General features: G+C 67.4%; 19 protein-coding genes. 13 read left to right on the forward strand and 6 right to left on the reverse strand.

What is annotated here, in order from left to right; all coding sequences use genetic code 11:
- Positions 1-179 precede the first annotated feature (179 nt).
- Both LQD00_RS10025 and LQD00_RS10030 read left to right on the forward strand, forming a co-directional pair.
- The gene (locus tag LQD00_RS10025) at positions 180-473 is read left to right on the forward strand and encodes a hypothetical protein (protein WP_232716986.1); all 294 of its coding nucleotides are present in this window, start codon (positions 180-182) and stop codon (positions 471-473) included.
- Between the two features lie 58 nt (positions 474-531).
- A complete protein-coding gene (locus LQD00_RS10030) occupies positions 532-1,812 on the forward strand; it encodes an alpha-hydroxy-acid oxidizing protein (protein ID WP_232716987.1) in 1,281 nt (426 codons plus the stop codon).
- A gap of 80 nt (positions 1,813-1,892) precedes the next feature.
- Here the strand turns inward: LQD00_RS10030 and LQD00_RS10035 are convergent, their stop codons facing one another.
- A complete protein-coding gene (locus LQD00_RS10035) occupies positions 1,893-2,849 on the reverse strand; it encodes an oxygenase MpaB family protein (RefSeq protein ID WP_232716988.1) in 957 nt (318 codons plus the stop codon).
- An 83-nt stretch (positions 2,850-2,932) separates the two neighbouring features.
- Here LQD00_RS10035 and LQD00_RS10040 point away from each other — a divergent pair, with 83 nt between their 5' ends.
- The 5 genes from LQD00_RS10040 to LQD00_RS10060 all read left to right on the forward strand — a co-directional run bounded on the left by LQD00_RS10040 (position 2,933) and on the right by LQD00_RS10060 (position 7,451).
- A complete protein-coding gene (locus LQD00_RS10040; RefSeq protein WP_232716989.1) occupies positions 2,933-3,637 on the forward strand; it encodes a TetR/AcrR family transcriptional regulator in 705 nt (234 codons plus the stop codon).
- A 28-nt stretch (positions 3,638-3,665) separates the two neighbouring features.
- Positions 3,666-4,313: a TetR/AcrR family transcriptional regulator gene (locus LQD00_RS10045; RefSeq protein ID WP_232716990.1), complete on the forward strand. Its 648-nt coding sequence runs from the start codon at positions 3,666-3,668 to the stop codon at positions 4,311-4,313.
- Positions 4,314-4,436: 123 nt separating this feature from the next.
- Positions 4,437-5,651 carry an acyl-CoA dehydrogenase family protein gene (locus LQD00_RS10050; protein WP_232716991.1) on the forward strand — a complete coding sequence of 405 codons (1,215 nt, stop codon included), beginning with the start codon at positions 4,437-4,439 and terminating at the stop codon, positions 5,649-5,651.
- Complete coding sequence (locus LQD00_RS10055; RefSeq protein WP_232716992.1) at positions 5,648-6,664, forward strand: phosphotransferase family protein; 1,017 nt, start codon at positions 5,648-5,650, stop codon at positions 6,662-6,664. The genes LQD00_RS10050 and LQD00_RS10055 overlap by 4 nt, the downstream gene beginning before the upstream one ends.
- A gap of 40 nt (positions 6,665-6,704) precedes the next feature.
- Positions 6,705-7,451 (forward strand): SDR family NAD(P)-dependent oxidoreductase, encoded by a 747-nt coding sequence (locus LQD00_RS10060; protein ID WP_232716993.1) that lies wholly within the window; start codon positions 6,705-6,707, stop codon positions 7,449-7,451.
- 304 nt (positions 7,452-7,755) lie between these two features.
- Here the strand turns inward: LQD00_RS10060 and LQD00_RS10065 are convergent, their stop codons facing one another.
- Positions 7,756-8,463 carry a histidine phosphatase family protein gene (locus LQD00_RS10065; protein ID WP_232716994.1) on the reverse strand — a complete coding sequence of 236 codons (708 nt, stop codon included), beginning with the start codon at positions 8,461-8,463 and terminating at the stop codon, positions 7,756-7,758.
- Between the two features lie 86 nt (positions 8,464-8,549).
- Between LQD00_RS10065 and LQD00_RS10070 the strand changes: the two genes are divergently transcribed.
- Positions 8,550-8,966 (forward strand): VOC family protein, encoded by a 417-nt coding sequence (locus tag LQD00_RS10070; protein ID WP_232716995.1) that lies wholly within the window; start codon positions 8,550-8,552, stop codon positions 8,964-8,966.
- Positions 8,967-8,980: 14 nt separating this feature from the next.
- Here LQD00_RS10070 and LQD00_RS10075 read toward each other — a convergent pair whose 3' ends face one another.
- Positions 8,981-10,042 carry a sigma-70 family RNA polymerase sigma factor gene (locus tag LQD00_RS10075; protein WP_232716996.1) on the reverse strand — a complete coding sequence of 354 codons (1,062 nt, stop codon included), beginning with the start codon at positions 10,040-10,042 and terminating at the stop codon, positions 8,981-8,983.
- A gap of 671 nt (positions 10,043-10,713) precedes the next feature.
- Between LQD00_RS10075 and LQD00_RS10080 the strand changes: the two genes are divergently transcribed.
- Positions 10,714-11,877 carry an ROK family transcriptional regulator gene (locus tag LQD00_RS10080; RefSeq protein WP_308195951.1) on the forward strand — a complete coding sequence of 388 codons (1,164 nt, stop codon included), beginning with the start codon at positions 10,714-10,716 and terminating at the stop codon, positions 11,875-11,877.
- Positions 11,878-11,982: 105 nt separating this feature from the next.
- On the opposite strand, the gene LQD00_RS10085 is transcribed toward LQD00_RS10080, so the two are convergent.
- Together LQD00_RS10085 and LQD00_RS10090 are read right to left on the reverse strand one after the other, a co-directional pair.
- Positions 11,983-12,828 carry an ABC transporter permease gene (locus LQD00_RS10085; RefSeq protein ID WP_232716998.1) on the reverse strand — a complete coding sequence of 282 codons (846 nt, stop codon included), beginning with the start codon at positions 12,826-12,828 and terminating at the stop codon, positions 11,983-11,985.
- On the reverse strand, positions 12,828-13,844 hold the full coding sequence (locus LQD00_RS10090; RefSeq protein ID WP_232716999.1) for an ATP-binding cassette domain-containing protein: 1,017 nt from the start codon (positions 13,842-13,844) through the stop codon (positions 12,828-12,830). The genes LQD00_RS10085 and LQD00_RS10090 overlap by 1 nt, the downstream gene beginning before the upstream one ends.
- 283 nt (positions 13,845-14,127) lie before the next feature.
- Here LQD00_RS10090 and LQD00_RS10095 point away from each other — a divergent pair, with 283 nt between their 5' ends.
- The 4 genes from LQD00_RS10095 to LQD00_RS10110 are packed head-to-tail and all read left to right on the forward strand — an operon-like array spanning position 14,128 to position 17,181.
- Positions 14,128-14,529 (forward strand): TOBE domain-containing protein, encoded by a 402-nt coding sequence (locus LQD00_RS10095; protein ID WP_232717000.1) that lies wholly within the window; start codon positions 14,128-14,130, stop codon positions 14,527-14,529.
- Entirely contained in the window at positions 14,526-15,272 is a 747-nt protein-coding gene (gene modA, locus LQD00_RS10100; protein ID WP_232717001.1) for a molybdate ABC transporter substrate-binding protein, read from the forward strand. The genes LQD00_RS10095 and modA overlap by 4 nt, the downstream gene beginning before the upstream one ends.
- On the forward strand, positions 15,269-16,090 hold the full coding sequence (locus LQD00_RS10105; RefSeq protein WP_232717002.1) for an ABC transporter permease: 822 nt from the start codon (positions 15,269-15,271) through the stop codon (positions 16,088-16,090). The genes modA and LQD00_RS10105 overlap by 4 nt, the downstream gene beginning before the upstream one ends.
- Before the next feature lie 14 nt (positions 16,091-16,104).
- Entirely contained in the window at positions 16,105-17,181 is a 1,077-nt protein-coding gene (locus LQD00_RS10110; RefSeq protein WP_269784866.1) for a sulfate/molybdate ABC transporter ATP-binding protein, read from the forward strand.
- Between the two features lie 381 nt (positions 17,182-17,562).
- Here LQD00_RS10110 and LQD00_RS10115 read toward each other — a convergent pair whose 3' ends face one another.
- The gene (locus tag LQD00_RS10115) at positions 17,563-18,123 is read right to left on the reverse strand and encodes an acetyltransferase (RefSeq protein ID WP_232717004.1); all 561 of its coding nucleotides are present in this window, start codon (positions 18,121-18,123) and stop codon (positions 17,563-17,565) included.
- Positions 18,124-18,256 lie beyond the last annotated feature (133 nt).

Here is an 18,256-nt window from a genome sequence, read left to right on the forward strand (position 1 = left end):
TGGACTGGGGCGGAAGCCAGGGGCGGTTCCCAGCGGATCGACGCCCGTGCTCGAGCCGGGCCGCGGGGTTCTCGGCCAGTCCGTGGCGCACCGCCCCCGACCCGCCGACGGGAGGCCGCGGCGCAGGGACGCCACGTCCGGGGCGCATAGGGGTCCGGAGATGCCGGTAGGTTGGTCGCATGGCAGTGGATGCAACGGTGCCCGTGGTGGCTGTGGGTCTGGTCGGCGGCTTCGCGGCGGCCCGCTACAGCGGCCGTCGAGAGCTCGGTGGGGTGGTTCTCGCTGCGGCGGGTGCCTGGTGTACCCGGCAGTGGGCGGTCAAGCAGGGCCCGGCGGTGGCCGGGGGACTGCTCGCCGGATACCTGGCGGCATTCGGCGGTTCGCATCCGCTCGCGAAGAAGATCGGCGCCTGGCCGTCGGTCGGTGTCGTGACGGTCGCAGCGGCCGGCGCGACGGCTGTCGCCACACGCTGACACCCCGGTCCGGGAATCCTCCCCGGGTCCCGCGATGCCGACGTTACGATCGGCTCCCATGACCACGGGATACGGGCGAGCGCGGCAGAATGACATCTACACCGCTGGTGTCCATCGTCGAAAGCCCCGCGTGCCAACGGATTTCGCCGAGCTCGAACGTCGGGCCAAGCGGTCGATGTCGGCTCGGGCGTGGGCGTACATCGGTGGTGGCGCCGGTGAGGGCCGCACGATGGCGGCCAACCGGCAGGCCCTGGACCGCTGGGCGATCGTCCCGCGGATCCTGCGCGACGTCTCCGCGCGGAACCTCGAGGTGGAACTGTTCGGACGTCGCATCCCGGCACCGGTCCTGTTCGCGCCGGTGGGTGCCGGCTCTCTCGCCGCCCCGGAGGCGGACCGTTTGATCGGTCACGCCGCCGCGGAGCTCGGTGTGCCCTACATCTTCTCCAACCAGGCGAGTGTGCCGATGGAGACGGTCGCGGCCGAGATGGACGGCGTGACCCCGGGAGCCCCCCGCTGGTTCCAGCTGTACTGGTCCACCGACGACGACCTGGTCGACAGTCTGCTGGCCCGTGCGGCGGCGGTCAGGGCCGACGCGGTGGTCGTCACCCTCGACACCACGATGCTCGGCTGGCGGCCACAGGATCTGAACCTGGGATCGCTGCCGTTCGCGCGGGGTGAGGGGATCGCGCAGTACACCTCCGACCGACGCTTCGTCGACATCGTCGCCGACCGCCTGCGCACCGCTGCCGAGGAGCGGCCGGAGGTCTCCCTCGGTGCCATCGCGACCCTGATCTCGATCACCCGCAACGCGCCGGGACGCTTCCTGTCGAATCTCACCTCGGCCCAACCGCGGGCCGCGGTGCAGACCTTCCTCGACATCTACTCGCGTCCGTCACTGAGCTGGGACGACCTCGCCGGTCTGCGCGAGCGCACGTCGTTGCCGATCGTCCTCAAGGGCGTGCTGCATCCCGACGACGCCCGTCGCGCCGTCGACGCCGGGGTCGACGGCATCATCGTGTCCAACCACGGCGGACGCCAGATCGACGGTTCGATCAGCACCATCGACGCCCTCGACGAGATCGCACCCGCGGTCGACGGCCGGATCAAAGTGCTCATCGATTCGGGTATCTACACCGGGTCGGACGTGTTCAAGGCACTGGCGCTCGGCGCCGACGCCGCATGTATCGGCCGGCCGCACATGTACGGGCTGGCCCTCGCCGGTGCCGAGGGCGCCCGGGATGCGGTGGCCGACATCATCGCCGAACTCGACCTCACCCTCGGGTTGGCCGGCCACACCGACGTCACCGCACTCGATCGCGAGGCGTTGCGGAGGGTCTGAGCCGGAAAACGGGTCCCAACCGAAAAGCCCGTCCCGCTCGCGATGAGCGGGACGGGCTTCCCCCAACCGGGACAGGGAGCTCAGACCAGTGGACGGCCGGTGCGCATCCGCCAGCGGACGTCGGCGAGCAGCACGTTGAACGGGAAGCTGCGTACCGGCCTGGGCGCCCGGGTGATGATCGCCCGCAGGACGGCGTTGTGCTTGGCGAAGAACAACTCCTGCCACGGCGACAGACGGACGTCCATCTTGCGGCGGAAGTTCTCCGGCAGGAAGCCGATCGCCAGGATCTCGAAGTACCATCCCAGCAGCTTGGCGACGACCGGCCCCAGGAACTCGGCGCGGGCGATCTGCAACAGGTACCCGCGGATGACCGGGTCGATCTCGAGGGTCTCGACGGTGGAGTTCCAGTACTCCTCGAAGGCCTCGCGGTCGGCCGGCCAGGCCTCGCGCGGGACCTGCAGCGTGGTGCCCAGGACGGCCCCGGCCTGATAGAACTCGTCGGTCACCTCGGTCATCCCGCCGAAGATCCGATGGACGTCCTCGGTGCCGCGGTAGAGGCAGGCCGCGACCCAGAGCTGCAGCTTCGGGTCGAAGGCGTTGTACTTCACCGGGCTGTCGGCGGTCGAGCGGACTTGCGCGTGGGCCTTGCCGATCGCCTTGCGGTAGGCCTTGCGGTCCTTGGCGCTGCCCAGCCCCGCGACCGCGAGGTAGCTCAGGGTGGTGCGACCCCGCTTGAGCGGATGCTTGAAGAGGTTGCCCGAGTCGACGCGGCTCTCGTAGACGCCGTATCCCACCGCGGGCAGGCTCAGCTGCATGATCACGTTCGCGGCGCCGGCGATGACGCCGATGCCGAGCGGATCGAGATCCTCGGCGGACGGGAGGGCGTCGAGTTCGGCGCGGGACATGCGCGCGGTCGACGGCAGGAACTCGGTGTCCGGGCGCTCGGCGGTGAGGAATTCGGTGACCTCAGCGGTCACATCGGCGGGTGTCTGCGGCGACAGGGCCGAACTTCCACTGGTGATAGGCTCCGTTGCCATCGAACCCCTCCTGGTCGGATTTAGGAAACGTATGTTTCCTGTTTTATAAAACATGAACTTACCGGGGTGTCAAGATAGGAACCATGGGAAGAGGACCTTCGAACCCGGATAACGGGTCCGACACTGCTGCGTCGGATTCGGCGGCTTCCCTGCGCGCCTACGGCGGCGAGGGCGGGGACACCCGGGTCGCGCGAAGGCGCACATCATTGATCGACGCAGCCCTCGACCTGCTCGGAGCCGATGACGCGGAAGCGGTCACGGTGCGCGGTGTCTGCCGGCGGGCCGGGCTGACCGCGCGGTATTTCTACGAGAGTTTCGAGTCGGTCGATCAGCTCGTCGAAGTGGTGTACGACGGGGTCATCGAGGAGATCGCCCACTCGAGTCTGGCGGCGTTCTCCGAGGGCGAGACCATGCGCACCAAGGTGTCCGGAGCGGTCGCCGCGATCGTCGACCTCATCGACCAGGATCGACGCAAGGGCCGGCTCCTGTTCTCGCAGGCCCTGCTCAGCCCGGTGATCGCCGCGAAGCGGATGGAGTCGACCACGCTGTTCGCGGGCCTGACACTCCAGAGCGCCTCGTCGGTGCTCGACGTGCACGTCGGCTCGGCCGAGGCGGCGGGCGTGGCGCACTACAAGGTGGGTGGGCTGAGTCGTCTGCTCGCCGCCTGGCTCGAGGGGGACGTCGACCTCTCGAAGTCGGAGGTCGTGGACCTCAGTGTCGCGTTGCTCGTGTCCCCGGCGGACATCCTGGAGAAGAGCCTGCCCCACGGCAGCGCCGATGGTGAGTAGTGCTCCGCAGGCAGATATGGTCGATCCCATGAGCAGCGGAACCGGCGAAACCGACGTGCGACCGGCGAAGCAACCCCTCGGCGCCTGGCGCGACTACGGCGAGCCCGAGCTCCCGATCCCATTGGCCGCAGCTCTTGCGGCGTTCGCCGAGCAGGGCTACCACGGCACCTCGGTGCGCGAGATCGCCGCGCGGGCGAACCTCTCGGTGCCGGGGCTGTACCACCACTACCCGTCCAAGCAGTCTCTGCTGCAGGGCCTGCTCGAACGCACGATGACCGACCTGCTGGCCCGTTCGGAGGCAGCGATCCTCGAAGCCGGCCCGGAACCGGTCAGGCAGTTCGACGCAGTCGTCGAGTCGCTGCTGCGGTTCCACATGTACCGGCGCGAGCAGGCCTTCGTCGGTTCCACGGAGATCCGCAGCCTCGACGACGACTATCGGCCGAAGTACATCGGCCATCGCGACCGTCAGCAGCGGATGGTCGACGAGATCGTCTTCGCCGGCGTGGAGGCGGGCGACTTCACCACCGAGTACCCGAAGGACGCCGCCCGGGCTGTGGCGACGATGTGTGTCGGTGTCTCGACCTGGTTCAAACTCGACGGTCTGCTGGGGCCGGACGAACTGATCTCCCGAAACCTCCAGCTCGCCCGCGCCCTGGTCGGTTACCGCACCAACTGAGGGCACGGATTTCACCCGGTCAGCCTTGACCGGGATCGCATCGCCTGGCAAGGTATGGACGGCCGAACGATCGCTCGGTCGGCGTCGGGGTTTGTTCCCGTCGGTCCAGCCAAAGGAGTCACGATGCCCATAGACCTGCGCCACGATCCCGCGGTGGTCGAGCTGGTCGAGAAGACCGAACGCTTCGTCCGCGACTACGTGCTGCCGCTCGAGGACGCTAACGGTGGCGACATCACCGCGGCCGGCGGCGACGACCTGCGTCGTGAGATGAACGCAAAGGCCAAGGCGGAGGGCATCTTCGCGCCGCACGCGCCGGTCGAGTTCGGCGGGCTGGGACTGGACATGGCCGACCGCGCACCGGTTTTCGAGGCAGCAGGCTACTCCACCTTCGGTCCCGTCGCGCTGCACATCGGTGCGCCCGACGAGGGCAACATCCACATGCTCGAGCGCATCGCCAGCGAGGAGCAGCGCCACAAGTACCTGGCCCCGCTCGCCACCGGTGAGGTCCGCTCGGCCTTCGCGATGACCGAACCGGCACCGGGTGCGGGTTCGGACCCCAATGCGCTGCGCACGCAGGCGGTCCGCGTCGACGGTGGCTGGAAGATCAACGGCAAGAAGCACTTCATCACCGGTGCCGAGGGCGCGGGCTTCTTCATCATCATGGCCCGCACCGCGGGCTCGCCGGGAGATCGCGGCGGCGCCACGATGTTCCTGGCTCCGGCCGGCACTGCGGGAATCACCGTGGGCCGCCACATCAACACCATCGACAAGGCGATGATCGGCGGGCACTGCGAGGTCACCTTCGACGACGTCTTCGTCCCCGACGAGGACATCCTGGGCGAGGTCGACGAGGGCTACCGCTACGCACAGGTGCGCCTCGGCCCGGCGCGCATGACCCACGTCATGCGCTGGCTCGGCGCAGCGAAGCGCTGCCACGACGTCGCTGTCGATTACGTCTCGCGCCGTGAGGGATTCGGTGGCCGACTCGGCGACCTCGGCATGATCCAGCAGATGGTCGCGGACAACGAGATCGACCTGGCGGCCTCGCGTGCGTTGCTGCTCAAGGCCTGCCACGAACTGGACCTGGGCAACCACGCCTCCGACGAGACCTCGATCGCCAAGACCTTTGCCGGCGAGGCGTATTCGCGGATCGCCGATCGCAGCATCCAGATGTGCGGCGGCCTCGGTGTCTCCGCCGACCTGCCGATCGCACGCCTGGCGCAGGAGCTCCGTCCGTTCCGCGTCTACGACGGCCCCTCCGAGGTCCACCGCTGGGCCATCGCGCGCCGCGCCGTCGGCCGCGCGAAGAAGGCACAGGCCGCGGCGGTTGCGAAATGACCGGGGTCGAATCAGCCCTCGAGGCGGACAAGCTCCGTCGGCTCCTCACCGACAACGGCGTCGAACTCGCCGGTGACCTCTCCATCGAACTCATCAGCGGTGGGAAGTCGAACCTGACCTACACCGTCACCGACGGCGTGACCTCGTGGGTGGCACGTCGCCCACCCACCGGCGGCCTCACCCCGTCCGCTCATGACATGGGCCGTGAGTGGGCCGTCACCAGTGCGCTGCAGTCGACCTCGGTGCCGGTCGCCAAGACGGTCGCCTTCGACGCCGACGGATCGATCATCGGGGCGCCGTGCACCGTCGTCGAATTCGTCGACGGGCGGGTGGTGCGCACGGCCGAGGATCTCGCCGCCTACTCCGACGACGAGGTGGCCGCCAACCTCGACGGTCTCGTCCGGACCCTCGCCGACCTGCACGCCGTCGATTACCAGGCCGTCGGCCTCGGCGAGTTCGGCCGTCCGGCCGGATTCGCTGCGCGACAGGTGAAGCTGTGGGCCCGGCAGTGGGGTCACGTGAAGACCCGCGAACTGCCCGATGTCGACCGCCTCGTCGAGGCGCTGTCCGAGCGGGTGCCGGAACAGGCCCGGGAATCGGTGGTGCACGGCGACTTCCGCGTCGACAACACCATCGTCGACGCGAACGACCCGGCGCAGATCGCGGCCGTCGTGGACTGGGAGATGTCGACCCTCGGCGACCCGCTCACCGACGTCGCGCTGATGTGCGTCTATCGCACCGGGGTCTTCGACCAGGTGCTCGGCTTCTCCGCGGCATGGACCAGCGATCGCTACGCCTCCGTGGACGAGATCGCGCAGAAGTACTCCACCGCAACCGGTTCCGACCTCGGCGACTGGGACTTCTACCTCGGTCTGGCCAACCTGAAGCTCGGTGTGATCGCTGAGGGCATCACCTACCGCGCGCTCTCGGGTGCGTCGTCGGGCGATGGTGCCGAGCGTGCGGGTGAGGCCACCGCGGCCTTCATCGCCGCCGGTCTGCGTCACGTCAGCTGATTCGACAACGGACAGAGAAGAAAACACGGGGGGCAAGTGCATGAGTGAAGTGTCGAACACCCGGGCCGCGCTGGTCACCGGCGCGTCCCGGGGAATCGGGGCGGCGATCGCCGAGAGGTTCGCGGCCGATGGCTGGGACCTGACGATCAGTGCCCGAGGCCGCGAAGCGTTGGAGAACAAGGCGGCCGAGCTCCGCGAGCGCGGCGCGGGTCGGGTGGAGGTCGTCCCGGCCGATATGACCGACGCCGACGCGATCACCGCACTCGGTACCGCGCATGCCGATGCTTTCGGGCGCTGCGATGCCTTGATCATCAACGCGGGCATGGGGTCCAAGGGTGCGGTGGCGCAGATGCCGGTCAAGCGATTCGACCGGCTCTACGAGGTCAACGTGCGGGCACCGTACATCCTGCTGCAGTCGGTGCTGCCGACGCTGCGGGCGACCGCGGAATCCGTCGGTGCGGCGAAAGTGATTGCGGTGGCATCGATCACCGGTGTCTACCCGGAACCCGAACTCTCTGCCTACGGAGCGACCAAGGCCGCGCTGATCTCCCTGTGCGAGACGTTCAATCTCGAGGAGTCGGAGAACGGCGTCAGCGCGACGACGATCGCGCCGGGTTACGTCAACACCGACATGACCGACTGGCTCAAGGACCGCATCCCCGCCGACGAGATGATCACCGCCGCCGACGTCGCCGTCGTCGCACACTCGATCACGCAACTGTCGCGGTTCGCGGTGCTCCCGAACGTGGTACTCACCCGCCCGGGCACCAATCTGTATCGGGCGTAAGACCTCGATACGCGGCGCCCTCGCTCCGCTCGGCCGACGCTACTCGGCCGGCGGGGTGGGGGCGTCGCTTCGCTCGGCCGACGCTACTCGGCCGGCGGGGTGGGGGCGTCGCTTCGCTCGGCCGACGCTACTCGGCCGGCGGGGTGGGGCGTTGCTGTGTGCGGGTGTTGTTACTCGGCCGGCGGGGTGGGGCGTTGCTGTGTGCGGGTGTTGTTACTCGGCCGACGAATCCCGCTGGCCGAGTAGGTCCGAGGGGCTACCCGAGGGCCGTATCGAGGTCAGACCCGCTGCGCCGCTGATCTTCTCAGCGGAAGGTCGAGATCCCGCCCTCGCGGTCGGAGAGGTGGCCGTGTTCGTTGAACGACACGACGGTCACACCCTGCCGGCCCACGATCAGCTTGGTGATGGACGCGTTCACCATCGAGCGCGCCATCTTCGGCCACTGCTCGTCCGAGATACCCCAGAGCTGGGCGATCCACTGCGTGATGGTGCCCGCCGAGGAGACCACCAGAAGCGTCTGACCTGATCCGGCCATCTCTGTCGCCCGAGCCGCGGCGTCGTGCACACGTGCCTGGAACTGCGGGTAGCTCTCCGCGGGCCCACCGTCGGGTCCCGGCTCGGGATCGTGTTCACCTGCGGCGATCCACGCGGCCAACCCCTTGTCCAGCTGTTGCTGGTAGTTGCGGCCGTCGCGGTACATCTCCGGCGACGCGTGTCCCACGAGCGCGGGGAGTGAGTACTCGTTCCAGCCGGGATCGACCTGCGTGTCCGGCCGCGTCTCGAACGCGCCGAGGACGCCGTTGAGGGTCTGGCTCTGGCGGGGCAGGTTGCCACTCACGGCGGCGGTGAATCCGGTGACCTGACCGGCAAGGAATGCACCCGACACCGCGGCCTGGGTGTCACCGGTCGCGGTGAGTCCGCCGGGCCCGTTCCGGAGGTCATCCGTGGCGTCGGATACGCCGTACGCCAACGCATTAGCCTGACCGTGCCGCACAAGATAGATGACGCCCATGACTGCACACTATTAGACGCCGATGAGTTCCCTTGCGCGGGCTGGTCTGTATTGGGTAGTACCCCGATCTCGACTGGAGGCCAGCCGTGGCATCGATGCTCTTCGTCAATCTGCCGATCGCCGACGTCGCGCGATCACGACGGTTCTTCGGCGCGCTGGGCTTTCGATTCGACGAGATGTTCTGCGATCCGGCCACGGTGTGCATGCCGATCAACGACGCCGCGATGGTGATCCTGATGCAACGACGACGCTTCGAAGGGTTCGCGGCCGGGCGCATCGCCGAGCCCGCACGGGGGCGCGAAGCGCTCGTCTCGTTCTCCGCCGACAGCCGGGAGCACGCCGACCGCCTTGTGAGCGCTGCACTGTCAGCCGGCGGCACCCCGCTGCGCGAACCCGAGGACTTCGGGTTCATGTACTGCTGCAGTTTCTGCGATCCGGACGATCACGCCTGGGAGGTGGTTTGGATGGACCCCTCTCAGCTGCCGCAGAACCCCGACGGCTGACCCGGGCGCCGACCTCAGTGCCAGGGGCTCGGCGCGGTCCGTGTGGGTGCGTCGTACGGAGTGGCGGGGAGTCCGAACCTGGCGAAGTCCTCTTCGAGGGTGTCGCTGAAGAAGGCCACCACGTACCCGACCTTCTTCGCCACCGGATCGATGTCGAGGACCTGGAGCTGGAACGGCCGATGGACGCCGTCGGGTTCGCGCATGTACAGGCCGAACGCCGGTTGCCCATTGGCGGCCGTGGGCAGCAGGATCTGGTCGCCCGCCTTCTCTGCCGGGCAGTTCTTGCGGATGAGGGTTCCGATGGCCTCCGGGCCCTGGTACCAACCGGTGAACGGCGGCATCTCCCAGATCGCCTTGTCGGTGAACATCTCGGCGATCGCGTCGACGTCATAGCGTTCGAAGGCCGACACATACCGGGCGAGCAGCTCCCGCTTGGCGTCGTCGTCGAGGACCGACGAATCCGAGCTCGCCGACTCCGCCTGGGGGCGGGTGGTCTTGAGCTGCTCTCGGGCACGCTGCAGAAGACTGTTGACGGTCGCGGTGGTGACGCCGATGGTGTCGGCGACCTCGGCGGCCCGCCACTGCAGGACGTCACGCAGGATCAGCACGGCCCGCTGTCGCTCCGGCAGGTGCTGCAGGGCGGCGATGAACGCCAGCCGCACCGATTCCCGTGCGCCGACGACGTAGGCCGGGTCGGCGTCGTCGCCGGGGGCGATCTCGTCGACGGTGCCGGCATACGGCTCGAGCCATGGCACCTCGTGGTTCTGGAGCAGGTCGTCGGTGGGGTCGAAGGCATCGCCACCGAGCCCGGACGGAAGCGGGCGACGCTGGGAACTCTGCAATGCCGTGAGGCAGGTGTTGGTCGCGATCTTGTGCAGCCAGGTCCGCACCGAGGAACGGTGGTCGAACTTGGCGTAACCACGCCATGCGCGCAGGAAGGTCTCCTGGGCGAGGTCCTCGGCGTCGTGGTGAGAGCCCATCATCCGGTAGCAGTGGGCGATGATCTCGCGTCGGAACGGTTCGGCGATCTCGAGGAAATCGGCGTCGGAGACGGACTCACCCGCGGTTGTGGTCATGCTCACAATTTACCGCCGATCACCGACACACTCGACCCGGCGAGATCAACGGCCCTTGGTCTGCTCGGCGATGGGACGCAGGTCGGGTAGCCGCAGCGTGCGGCTCTGGAATCACCCTGAGCGCAACCCGCGCGGGGCGTCGTCGGCGAGGCTGGATTCGCCGGTGAACGCATGTGACCCCGCTCCGGAAACCTCCGTCACCTGGAGGAACGGTCTTGCCGCGACGGGGCCGCGTTGCTAGTTTGATCCGCATGACGAGTGTCGACCGCAACCTGTCGGAGGTCACGTATGTGACCACCGCTCTGGGCTGCCGTCTGCCGCTCGCTCGCGTTCTCTGTTGTTGTCGTCGAATGCGCTGAGCCGACGCCTCGTTCCGGGGTGTCGCTCCAAGTCTCTTCTCCCGAGCACTTCAGCCACCCTGCCCCGCCGTCTAGAGCGTGGGGTTTTTCGACGAGGACATCATGACCGCAATTCTTCCTGAGATCTCCGGCCGTACCCTGCGGACCGCACCCACTCCGCTGACCCGCCGACCTGCATCGCGTCCGGTGCGCCGCGGGCCGCAGGTCAACCGCCAGCCAGTACCGTTGTCATCCGTACCTTCGTCGGTGCCGTCGCCCCGGGTCCCGGGATCGGTCGCGGACCGACGCGGCTTGAACAGGGGGGATCAGCGGGTGCACGTCTCGACGCCGCGCCTCGAGCTGTCGAACAAACCGGCCGCGCTCGTCCTCCGGGCCGCGCGACTGGCCGGGCCGCTGTTCCGTGATGACGCCGCCGAGCGCACCGGTCTGAGTATCTCGACGGTCAACCGCCAGGTCAGCGCCCTGCTGAAGGCCGGTCTGATCCGCGAACGCGCCGACCTCGCCCCGTCGGGAGCCATCGGACGCCCGCGCCTGCCCTTCGAGGTCAACCTCGCCGAGTTCCTCACCCTCGGCATCCACATCGGCTACAAGGTCACCTCGATCACCACCCACGATCTGCTCCACCGCGTGGTCGGCGCCATCCAGATCCCGACCCCCGAGGCCGACACCCCCGAGGAAACCCTCGCCGCGATCGGCGTGAGCGCCCGCCGCTTCGCCGAGCGCTGGACCGGGAAGCGCGTGCTCTGGGTTGGCGTCGCGCTGGGCGGCCGTGTCGCCGAGGGCGGCATCGTCGACCATCCCCGCCTCGGCTGGGAAGGTGCTCCCGTCGGACGGGTCATCGCCGAGGCCATCGGGTTGCCGGTGTCCGTCGCCTCGCACGTCGAGGCGATGGCCGCCGCCGAGCTGGTACTGAACCCCGTCGACGAGCAGTCGAGCTTCCTGTACTTCTACGCCCGCGAGATGCTGGGCATCGCCTTCAGCGTCGGCGGCACCGTGCACACCCCGACCGCGGGACCTCCGGTCATCGGTCACTTCCCGACCGGCGCCACCACACTGCTCGACCCGCGCCGGACGGGTCGACTCGAGCCCGCGGTGAGCGACACCGGCATCGTCGAAGCCGCCCAGGCGCTGGGGCTTTCGGTGACCGACGTCGAAGGTCTGCACGGCCTGGCCCGTACGGGTGACGCCACCGCGCGCGCCCTCTTCGAGGAGCGCGCCGAGGTGCTGGGCCGCACGGTCGGCCTCATCGCCGACATCTTCAACCCGGACCACATCATCCTCGGCGGTCAGGCGTTCACCGACTACCCGACCACCCTGCCCACGGTGGCCCGCGCGGTTCGTGAGACCTCGATCGTCACCAAGCGTGATGTGCGAGTGTCACATTCGGGAGCCAGCGTGCAGCAGCAGGCAGCCGGCGCGGTCTCCCTGGACGCGATCTACAGCGACCCGCTGCAGGCAATCACTCTGACTGCCTGAACGGGCCGCTGTAGTCCCCTCGATACGCTCGCAGGCTCGCTACTCGGGGAACGGATTCTCTCGCAGGCTCGCTACTCGGGGAACGGCGTGCTTGCCTGGCGGTTCTCAGTCGATGGTCCGCTTGTTGTAGGCACGCAGGGCGAACGGTGCGAAGACCAGGGTCAGCGCGACCGCCCAGATGATGGTCGAGATCACCGGATGCTGAAGCGGCAGCGCCGAACCCGGACCGAACTCCGGACCGTTGCCCCACAGGACACGCAACGCCTGGACGAGCGATGACATCGGGTTCCATTCGGCGATCGTCCGCAGCCAGGTGGGCATCGGGTCGGTCGGGACAAACGCGTTCGACAGGAACGTGATCGGGAACAGCGTCGAGAACATGAAGCCGTTCACCGCCTCCACGGTGCGCAGCCACGAGCCGATGAGAATGCCGAACCAGATCATCGCGAAACCGAACAGGAGCAGCAGGCCATACGCGAGAACGGCTTCGACGAACGACTCGCGGATGCGCCATCCGATCGCGAGACCGGTCAGCGACATCACCACGATGCCGATGGAGCTGTGCATGACGCTCGCGATGCTCCGCCCGATCAGCACCGACGACCGTCGGATGGGTAGCGACCGGAAACGGTCGATGATGCCCTTCTCGAGATCGGCGGTGATTCCCGACGCCACGATGAACGCGGTGAACACGATGGTCTGCCCCATGATGCCCGGCAGCAGGAACTCTTTGTAGGACGCGCTGTCGGTCTGGATCGACGCACCGAACACGTACGCGAACAAGACCACGAACATGATCGGCTGGATCGTGACGTCGGAGAGCATCTCCGGCATGCGTCTGGTGTGGATCATGTTGCGCTTGACCATGATCCAGGACTGTTGCCACAGGGTGGTCGGATGGACGCGCGATGTGTTCGCGACCACCGCGTCTTTCTCGGCAGTGGTGGTCATCAGGCGGTCTCCTCATCGGTGGTGTTGGTGGTGTCCTCGGCGCGGTGGCCGGTCAGGGACAGGAAGACGTCGTCGAGGCTCGGGCGTGCGAGTCCGAAATCGTCGACGGCGATACCGCTTTCGTCGAACCAGGCGGCGACGCGGGGCAGGTCCCCGAGGCCGCCGGACGCGGTGGTGAGCCGACGTGCGGGGACGTCGACGAACACCTCGGCACCGTTCTTGTGCAGCAGCGCCTCGGCCGCGGGGAGATCTTCGCCGCGGGACACGGTCAGCACCAGGCTGGCCGAACCGGCCTGTTCCTTGAGCTGCAACGGTGTTCCGTGGGCGATGATCTTGCCTTTGTCGATGACGACGATGTCGTCGGCGAGCTGGTCGGCCTCTTCGAGGTACTGGGTCGTCAGCAGGAGGGTGGTCCCGTCGGAGACGAGGTCACGCAGGACATCCCACAGTTCCGAGCGGCTCCGCGGGTCGAGGCCGGTGGTCGGCTCGTCGAGGAACAACACGGGTGGGGACGCGAGCAGGCTGACCGCGAGGTCGAGTCGGCGGCGCATACCGCCGGAGTACGACTTGACCGGTTTGTTGCCCGCTTCGGTGAGAGAGAACTGTTCCAGGAGTTCGTCGGAGCGACGGGCCAAAGTCTTGCGGCCGATGCCGTAGAGGCCACCGATCATGCGCAGGTTCTCGCGACCGGTGAGGATCTCGTCGACGGTGGCCGCCTGGCCGGTGAGGCCCATGTTCTGTCGGACCATGCCGGGCTGCTCGATGACGTCGTAGCCGGCGATGCGGGCGGTCCCGCTCGTCGGCGGTGACAGGGTGGTCATCATGCGGACGGTGGTGGTCTTGCCGGCGCCGTTGGGGCCGAGCAGACCGAGCACGGACCCGCGCGGGACCGTGAAGCTGACACCGTCGACCGCGGTGAAATCGCCGAAGCGTTTGACCAGGTCGATGGCCTCGATCGCGACATCGGAGGTCGCGACATCGCCGGGAGCGGCGGCGGGAACTGTGACTGAGTTCATAACTCTCCACGGTATCTATGGGGTGTGACAGGAGCGAACGATTTTCCGGCGTCTCCGGGTGTGTATGGGGGACAACTCAGGGCACGTCAGGGAACTCCGCTGTTCTCCGACAAGACTGACCGCCCGCCCCCACGGAACTCATCGGTCCGACGGCCCGAACTCCGACGATCGATGTGAGATAGACGCTAGGACCTCAAGCTCGGTTGAAGTCAACAAACTGTTCATGTCCGCATCTGCGGAGTCTGACCGCGAGGAAGAGCGCAGATGCGGATACAGTGTCGTCGTGACCGCGATACGGATCAAAGACGCCGCGACTCTCCTCGGCGTCAGCGACGACACCGTCCGCCGATGGATCGCGTCCGGGGTGCTCGAGCAGTCCGACGACGGCCCGGTCGCGACGGTCGACGGTGCCCGGCTCGCGGAGCTGGCGCGGGAACGCGCGGTTGCCCCCGATGACGGTGCGCCCGTCTCGCGGTCGGCCCGCAACCGATTCACCGGTCTCGTCACCGAGGTGCTGATGGACGGCGTCATGGCGCAGGTGACGCTGCAGTGCGGTCCGTTCGAGGTGACGTCGCTGATGAGTGCGCAGTCGGCGCGTGAGCTGGAACTGGCGCCGGGATCGGTCGCCACCGCCATCGTGAAGTCGACGAATGTCATCGTCGAGACGACGCGGGGCGAACGATGAAGAGGCCGATGGTCGCTCTGGTGGTGGCCGGGCTGCTCCTCGTTACGGGTTGCTCGTCGGGTACGGGTTCGGACGATTCGTCGACGCTCGACGTGTCGGCGGCGGCGTCGCTGAAGAAGACCTTCACCGCGATCGCCGAGGAATTCGAGAAGCAGCATGCCGGCGTCGACGTCCGCCTGTCCTTCGACGGGTCGTCGACTCTCGCCAACCAGATTCAGCAGGGTGCGCCCGCCGATGTCTTCGCGAGCGCCGACGAGAAGATCATGGCGAAACTCGGCGGCCTGGCGGTCGACCCGAAGATCTTCGCGACCAACACCCTGGTGATCGTCACCGCCCGTGGTAACCCGTTGGGAATCAGCTCCTTCGCCGATCTCGCGAACCCCGGCGTGACCACTGTGGTGTGCCAGTCCGCCCAGCCGTGCGGCACCGCGACCGACGTGGTGGAGAAGAACACGGGGATCATCATCGATGCGGTGTCGGAGGAACAATCGGTGAGCGCGGTACTCACCAAGGTGACGACTGGGCAGGCCGACGCCGGGGTCGTGTATGTGACCGACGCCCGCGCGGCCGGCGACCAGGTGGCCATGGTGACCGATCCGGCGTTCGCGGACGTGGTGAACGCGTACCCGATCGCGACGGTCGACGGTGCGGCGCACGGCGATCTGGGTTCGCAGTTCGTGGATCTCGTCCTCGGTGAGAGCGGGCAGCGCATCTTGCGCGACGCGGGCTTCGGTGCACCGTGACCGTGCGTGCGGGACTCGTCCGTCGTGATCCGACGGGTTTGCCGGCCTGGACGTACGGCCTGGCCGCGCTCGGCGTCCTGCTCATCGTCCTGCCGCCGTTGGCGCTGTTGTTCCGATCGCCCTGGGACACCTTTGTCGAACAGGTGACGTCGCCGTCTTCGATTGACGCGCTACGGCTCTCCCTGATCACCGCGACGATCAGCACCCTCTGCTGTCTGCTGATCGGAGTGCCGATGGCGGTGATCTTCGCGCGTTATGACGGGGTGGTCGTGCGGGTGGTGCGCTCGCTGGTTCTACTGCCGCTGGTCCTGCCGCCGGTGGTCGGTGGCCTGGCCCTGCTGTACACCTTCGGTCGGCTGGGGATCGTCGGCGAACATCTGCATGACGCCGGGATCGACATTGCTTTCACGACCACGGCGGTGGTGCTGGCGCAGACGTTCGTCGCGCTGCCGTTCCTGGTGATCAGCGTCGAAGGTGCTGTGCGGGTGGTGGGTACGCGCTACGAGGAGGTGGCTGCGACGCTCGGCGCGGGACCGACCCGGACGCTGTGGCGGGTCACGCTACCGCTGGTGGCGCCGTCGCTTCTCGCCGGGTTGGTGCTGGCGTTCGCCCGTGCACTCGGCGAGTTCGGTGCGACGATCACGTTCGCCGGCAATGCACCCGGCATCACGCAGACCGCTCCGCTGGCCATCTACGTGTCGGCGATCGACGACCCGCAGGCCGCGATCCCGTTGTCGCTCATCCTCGTTGTGCTCTCGCTGGTCGTCGTCGTGGGTGTGCACAGTCGGCGCCGGCGGACCGGGACGGGTGCGCTGTGAACGCCGCGGATCTGATGGTCGTCATCGACCAGGCGAGGCCGCCGCTGTCCGTGGAACATCGGTTTCCGAGCGGCCGGACGACCGCGATCGTCGGCCCGAATGGTGCCGGCAAGTCGACGATGTTGCGGGTGATCGCGGGTCTGCTCCGTGGTGACGACGCTTCGAGAATCTCCCTGGGGGACGAGGTGTTTCGGGACGGCCGGGTGTTCGTGCCGCCCCATCGCCGGGGTGTGTCGCTGCTGTCGCAGGAGGCGCGCCTGTTCCCGCACCTGACGGTCGCCGAGAACGTGGCGTTCGCGCCGTCCGCGCAGCGGTTGTCGCGAGGTGAGGTGCGGGAGCGGGTCGAGCGGTGGTTGACGGCGACGGAGGTCGCGGACCTCGCCGACCGGAAGCCCGACGAGTTGTCCGGCGGTCAGGCGCAGCGTGTCGCGATCGCGAGGGCGTTGGCTGCCGAACCGCGGATTCTGTTGCTGGACGAGCCTTTCCGTGCGCTGGACGTCGATGTCGCAAGTCGTCTGCGGGCGCTGCTCCGAGGCCTGCTCGCCGATCACGGCCGCACCACGATCATGGTCACCCACGATCCGGTCGACGCTCTCGGGTTGGCCGAGGACATCGTCGTTCTGGATCAGGGTCGGATCGTCGAATCCGGTTCTACGCGTGAGGTGTTGACCAACCCGGGGTCGAGGTTCAGTGCGTCGCTGTCTGGGCTCAACTTGTTCGTGGGGCGTGTGGGCGAGGCTTCGGCCGTGGTCGACGAGGCCGGTAACCACGTCGTCGGACTGGTGGGCGAGGACGTACCGGCTGGTGGTCTTGTCTCGGGAACGCCCGCTGCGGCGACCTTCTCACCTCGGGCTGTCGCTGTGTATCTCGAAGAGCCACATGGCAGTCCACGGACGACGCTGCGTGCCACCATCCGCGACGTGGTGCCTCGCGGCGACCACGCGCTGGTGAACACCGACGTCGGCGATCAGGTCGTCGCGGCGGAGGTCACCTGGTCCGCGGTCGCCGACCTGGGTCTGGTCACCGGACTCGACGTCGTGCTGGTGGTAAAAGCGAGCGAAGTCCGGGTCAGCGCCGTCGTCGAGCGGTAACGGGCGGATGTCATTTCGACTGTGGGACTTCGATCGAAGTCTGGGGTCGGGTTGGGGTCTGGGGGTCGCGGGTTATCAGAAGAAGAAGTGGCCCCCGACGAAAAGGCCTTCCATGAAAGCTGTTCCGGACGGCAGGACGCTCAGTTTCGTCGTGAGATGCTTCCAGGTGATGTACGACAAGTAGGACCAGTCGCGTGGCGTGTCTCGGTCCGACTGGCGCGGTTCGTGGGCTTCGACGGAGACAAAGCCCGGGGGGTTTGTCGAGACATCGTCAGGAAGTGAAGTACGCGATGAGCAACCCGGCGACGAAGCTCAGTATCGGGTAGGTCACAAACATTGCGATCTTGCCGCTGAAGTAGGTGCTCAACTGTCGCCACTGATCTACAGGATTGTTTTCGTCAGCCAACGGTCTTCCATTTCCTTGATCTCGGATTCGGTTGTATCCCAAGCAGAAGCAGGGGTGGTGGCGGTAAAGATAGCCAGAGACGAATCGCCTCGGGCGCTCACATACGCAAGCTGACTGCGTCGAACACGCAGGTCGATGTCAGTTGCGGAGTACACGCCATCGTCGACGGCGAGGTATCCGTCGTGGTCCACCACGTGATCCAGGACCGTCGCATTCCGTAGGGCGGTGATATCGAGCGTGGTGTCGATGTCTGATAAGCGAACGGGATCGGTTTGTCCCAGAGAGAAGTACTGGACGACTGCGTTCGAAACGAACGATGCCCCCGGTGTTTCGGTTCTGAGTAGCACGCGACTCGCCATGGCGGCATGGGCTGCTTCGGCATCGAGCTCGTACCAACCGATTGGCGGGGCGAAGTTTAATGACGGCAAGGAGGCCCGAAGTTCGGCTGTACAGCGAAAGTTCGCGATTGCGTATTCTAGGGCGGCGATCATGCGCTCGCCCAGCTGTCGACTGTCAGCCTGATAGCGCACCGCCACACAAGAGTCCCAAGACGAAGGTCAAGCCCGAGGGCAAGCACGTCAGGGGTGTCCAGAGCATGTAACTCACAGTGCTGTCGGAGAGCGTGGTTGACAGACGCCTACGACGCCGGCCGGCGTGATCCGGTCCGCC

The organism is Gordonia metallireducens (assembly GCF_021245825.1).
Classification (GTDB): Bacteria; Actinomycetota; Actinomycetes; order Mycobacteriales; family Mycobacteriaceae; genus Gordonia; species Gordonia namibiensis.

Bases quoted from the DNA above. Each gene is read 5' to 3' on its own strand.
- LQD00_RS10025 (WP_232716986.1), top strand. From the start codon at position 180: ATGGCAGTGGATGCAACGGTGCCCGTGGTGGCTGTGGGTCTGGTCGGC.
- LQD00_RS10030 (WP_232716987.1), top strand. From the start codon at position 532: ATGACCACGGGATACGGGCGAGCGCGGCAGAATGACATCTACACCGCT.
- LQD00_RS10065 (WP_232716994.1), bottom strand. From the start codon at position 8,463: ATGGGCGTCATCTATCTTGTGCGGCACGGTCAGGCTAATGCGTTGGCG.
- LQD00_RS10110 (WP_269784866.1), top strand. From the start codon at position 16,105: ATGGTCGTCATCGACCAGGCGAGGCCGCCGCTGTCCGTGGAACATCGG.
- LQD00_RS10075 (WP_232716996.1), bottom strand. From the start codon at position 10,042: ATGACCACAACCGCGGGTGAGTCCGTCTCCGACGCCGATTTCCTCGAG.
- LQD00_RS10085 (WP_232716998.1), bottom strand. From the start codon at position 12,828: ATGACCACCACTGCCGAGAAAGACGCGGTGGTCGCGAACACATCGCGC.
- LQD00_RS10035 (WP_232716988.1), bottom strand. From the start codon at position 2,849: ATGGCAACGGAGCCTATCACCAGTGGAAGTTCGGCCCTGTCGCCGCAG.
- LQD00_RS10050 (WP_232716991.1), top strand. From the start codon at position 4,437: ATGCCCATAGACCTGCGCCACGATCCCGCGGTGGTCGAGCTGGTCGAG.
- LQD00_RS10090 (WP_232716999.1), bottom strand. From the start codon at position 13,844: ATGAACTCAGTCACAGTTCCCGCCGCCGCTCCCGGCGATGTCGCGACC.
- modA (WP_232717001.1), top strand. From the start codon at position 14,526: ATGAAGAGGCCGATGGTCGCTCTGGTGGTGGCCGGGCTGCTCCTCGTT.
- LQD00_RS10055 (WP_232716992.1), top strand. From the start codon at position 5,648: ATGACCGGGGTCGAATCAGCCCTCGAGGCGGACAAGCTCCGTCGGCTC.
- LQD00_RS10060 (WP_232716993.1), top strand. From the start codon at position 6,705: ATGAGTGAAGTGTCGAACACCCGGGCCGCGCTGGTCACCGGCGCGTCC.
- LQD00_RS10045 (WP_232716990.1), top strand. From the start codon at position 3,666: ATGAGCAGCGGAACCGGCGAAACCGACGTGCGACCGGCGAAGCAACCC.
- LQD00_RS10040 (WP_232716989.1), top strand. From the start codon at position 2,933: ATGGGAAGAGGACCTTCGAACCCGGATAACGGGTCCGACACTGCTGCG.